4 protein-coding genes are annotated in these 3,662 nt (G+C 73.7%); all 4 read left to right on the top strand.

What is annotated here, in order from left to right; all coding sequences use genetic code 11:
* Nucleotides 1-354 (top strand): hypothetical protein (locus ACXJKL_RS17025; protein WP_457208206.1); only part of this gene is annotated, 354 nt, incomplete at its 5' end.
* Nucleotides 355-364: 10 nt separating this feature from the next.
* Entirely contained in the window at nucleotides 365-1,429 is a 1,065-nt protein-coding gene (locus tag ACXJKL_RS17030) for a hypothetical protein (RefSeq protein ID WP_457208207.1), read from the top strand.
* Nucleotides 1,429-2,205, top strand: a complete 777-nt coding sequence (locus ACXJKL_RS17035) for a class I SAM-dependent methyltransferase (RefSeq protein WP_457208208.1) — start codon at nucleotides 1,429-1,431, stop codon at nucleotides 2,203-2,205. The genes ACXJKL_RS17030 and ACXJKL_RS17035 overlap by 1 nt, the downstream gene beginning before the upstream one ends.
* Before the next feature lie 185 nt (nucleotides 2,206-2,390).
* Nucleotides 2,391-3,662: MASE1 domain-containing protein (locus tag ACXJKL_RS17040; protein ID WP_457208209.1), on the top strand; the 1,272-nt coding region annotated here is incomplete at its 3' end.

Below are 3,662 nucleotides of genomic sequence, written 5' to 3' on the forward strand. Positions count from 1 at the left end.
GCCTTCCCGGGGGTCCGTTACGTCCTCAACACCCGCGACGTGGAGCGGGTGCTCGGGTCGGGCTTCTGGCGCGACGCCGACGCCGACGAGGCGCGCTCGCTCATCGAGCGGGTGGTCGAGATCCAGGAGCACCTGCGCGCCACCCGTCCCGACCGGGTCCACGACGTGCGCTACGAGGAGCTGACCGGGCCCGACCCGGCCGCCCGGGACGACGTCGTACGACGTCTCGGTGAGTTCGTCACCGGCGCACCGGTGTCGCCCGCGGTGCTCGCGGCGGCGCGGGGGGTGCTGGCCACGGGACACGGCCCGTTCCCGTTCGCGCGGCAGGCCGACGACGAGGACGACGCCGACTAGGGTGACGCCCATGTCCCGCCGGCTCGTGCTCCACGTGGGAGCGATGAAGTCCGGCACCAGCTACGTGCAGTCGCGGCTGTTCGCCAACAAGCGGATGCTGCTCGACCGCGGGATCCTCGTCCCCGGCATGAACTGGCTCTCCCAGGTCATGGCGGCGCGCGACGTGCTCGGCGCCGGTGACGCCCAGTGGGCCAAGATGGCCGGCAAGGTGACCGCCCACGAGGGCACGTCGGTGATCTCGATGGAGTACCTCGGCCCGGTCCGTCCGGTCGTCGTACGCCGCGTCCTCGAGACCTTCCCCGACCACGACGTCACCGTGGTGGTCACGGCCCGGGACCTCAACCGCTCCATCCCGGCGATGTGGCAGGAGACGGTGCAGAACGGCCGCACCTGGACCTTCGCCGAGTACGTCGCCGGCATCGAGGCCTGGCGCCCCGGCCACCGCGACGAGTCGGCCCGGGCGCCGGAGTCGGGACGGACCTTCTGGCGCCAGCAGAACATCGTCCGTCTTGCCCGCACATGGGGCGAGGAGGTGGGGACCTCGCAGGTCGAGGTGGTCACCGTGCCCCCGCCCGGGGCCCCGCGCGAGCTGCTGTGGGAGCGCTTCTGCTCGGTCCTGGGGACGTCACCCGACGGCTTCGCGCCCGCCCGCATGGGCAACGAGTCGGTGGGGGCCGCCTCCACGCTGGTGATCCGGCGGGTCAACGAGCTGCTCAACGCCGAGGGGCTGGTCTTCCCCGAGGGCACCGACCTGCGCAAGGGCGTGCTCGCCAAGCAGGTGCTGGCCGCCCGCAAGGGCGACGAGCCGGCGATCGGCCTGCCGGTCGCGCCGTGGGTCGCCGACCACGCCGCCCACATGGTCTCGGCGCTCCGGGAGCTCGAGGTCTCGCTCGTCGGCGCGTGGACCGATCTCACTCCGGTCGACGTGCCGGGGGTGGACCCCGCGTCCGTGCCGGTCGAGGCGGTCGCGGACGCCGCGATCGCGGGGCTGGCCGGGGTGCTCGCCGAGCAGATCCGCCTGTCCTCGGCCGAGGCCGGTGCGGACTCCTCCGTGGACGACGAGGGGTCCGGCTGATGGCCGTCGACCCCGCCTTCGCGGCAATGCTCGACGAGAGCCTCGCCCCGCGTGACCCCTCCATGCTGCTGGCGACGGTGCGCTCGCTGGACCTGCCTCCGGACAGCCTGGCCGTCGACGTGGGCTGCGGCACGGGCGGGCACGCCTTCCGGCTGGCCGCGCACTTCGGGCTGCGTGTCGTCGGCATCGACCCCGTCCAGCGGCACCTCGACCGGGCCCGCGAGGCGCGCCGCGGCGAGCCCGAGGCGGTCGCGTCGCGGGTCTCCTTCGAGCGCGGCACCGCCGACCGGATCCCGCTGCGCGACGGGACGGTCGACCTCGTCTGGTGCCGCGACAGCCTCCCGCACGTCCCGTCCCTGGCCTCCGCGTACCGCGAGTTCGCCCGCGTGCTGCGCCCGGGTGGGCGCGCACTGGTGCACCAGGTGCTCGCGACCGACCTGCTCGCTCCGGAGGAGGCCGACTGGCTGCTCCCGGTGCTCGGGGTCGTGCCGGCGTCGGTGGACCTCGACACCTCCGACGGCGCCGTCCGGCACTCGGGCCTGGTGGTCGACGCCTCCGTCGACCTCGGCTCGGAATGGGTCGAGCACGAGGAGGAGACCTCGGGTGCGCCGTCCCGCGCGCTCCTGCACGCGGCCCGCCTCCAGCGGGACCCGGAGCGCTACCGCGCGGCGTTCGGCGACGCGGCGTACGACGTGATGCTGGCGGAGTGCCTGTGGCTGGTCTACCTGATGCTCGGGAAGCTGACCTCGCGGGTCCACCTCCTCTCCCGCCCCTGACGTGAGAGGGCAGTTCCGTACCGCTGGATCGTGCCGACCGGGCACTCCCGTCGCGCTGGAACGCGCCGACCGGGCGCTTCCGTACCGCTGGCCCGATTCGTGGCCCGGGTCGCGCGGGGTCGCGGCGGGTTCTGCAAGGATGCCGAGATGGTGCGCGTGCTCGAGCAGGTGGGCGGGTCGCGTCGGTGACGACCGATCTTCGTGGTCGACCTGACGAGGTCGCCGAGCGGCCGGCGCTCGTGGCAGGCCCGCTGTGGTGGACCGCCGCCCTGGTGACGATCTTCCTCCTGGCATCGGCGTCCGTCTGGCTCGCGCCGCAGGGGAGCAGCGTGGCGGCCTGGTGGCCGGCGTCCGGGGTGGCCGTGGCGCTGGGGCTGCGGACGCGTCGAGACCGGCTGGCGGTGACGATCCTGGCGATCGTCCTGGTCACGGTCCTCGCCAACGTGTGGGGTGGCCGACCGTGGCTCACCTCCGTCGGCTTCGGTCTGGCCAACGGGGCCGAGGTGGCGGTCATCGTCTGGTTCTTCCGCAGCGGGCCGAAGCCTCCTCCGTTCGCGACCTTGAAGGACCTCGGACGCCTGGTGCTCGCGACCGTCTGCGGGTCGGGCGCTGCCGCCGTCATCGCGGGCCTGACGGTGGCCGCCCTGGAGTTCCCGGTGCCGGCGCGCGCGGTCTTCGCCTCGCACACCGCGGCCATCCTGGTCATCGTGCCGATGACGATGATGCACGTCCACCAGCAGGTGCACGCCGGACGGTTGGAGCGGGTGCTGCAGCAGGTCGTCCTGGCGGTCACGATCGGCGCTGTCTACGGCGTCGAGGGCGCGCTGCCGCTGGCCTTCGCACCGATGCCGGTGCTGGTGTGGGGGGCGGCCCGGTTCGGGGTGCGTCTCGCGACCGTGGAGCTGCTGGTCTCGGGGATCGCCATGTCGCTGCTCACGACGGCGGGGCGAGGCCCGTTCCCGACCACCGCGGAGCGCTGGGACTACCCGCCGGAGATGATCGGGACCATGCTGCAGGCCGTGCTGGTGTCCTCGGCCCTGGTGTCGCTGCCCGTCGCCCTGCTGACCGATGAGCTCTCCGCCTCGCTGACGCGGGCCCGTGCGAGCGCCGAGACCCTCCAGGGCGTGATGGAGGCCGCGACGCAGACCGCCATCATCACCACCGACGTGCACGGTCGGGTCACGTCCTTCAACGCGGGCGCCGAGAACCTGCTGGGGTGGACGGCCGCCGATGTCGCGGGTCTCGCCACACCGGCCCTGTGGCACGACGAGGCACAGCTCGCCCGACGGTCCGCCGACGCGGGGCTGGACCCCGGACTCCGGGTGCTGGTGGCGGCGGTCGAGGGCGGGACCGGTTCGGAACGGCGGGACTGGACGTGGCGGTCGCGACAGGGTGAGGAGCTGATCGTCTCGCTGAGGGTCTCGCCGCTCCTGGACGCGACGGGTCAGGTGACGGGG

Source organism: Nocardioides sp. P5_C9_2 (assembly GCF_054049555.1).

Bases quoted from the DNA above. Each gene is read 5' to 3' on its own strand.
- ACXJKL_RS17035 (WP_457208208.1), top strand. From the start codon at position 1,429: ATGGCCGTCGACCCCGCCTTCGCGGCAATGCTCGACGAGAGCCTCGCC.
- ACXJKL_RS17030 (WP_457208207.1), top strand. From the start codon at position 365: ATGTCCCGCCGGCTCGTGCTCCACGTGGGAGCGATGAAGTCCGGCACC.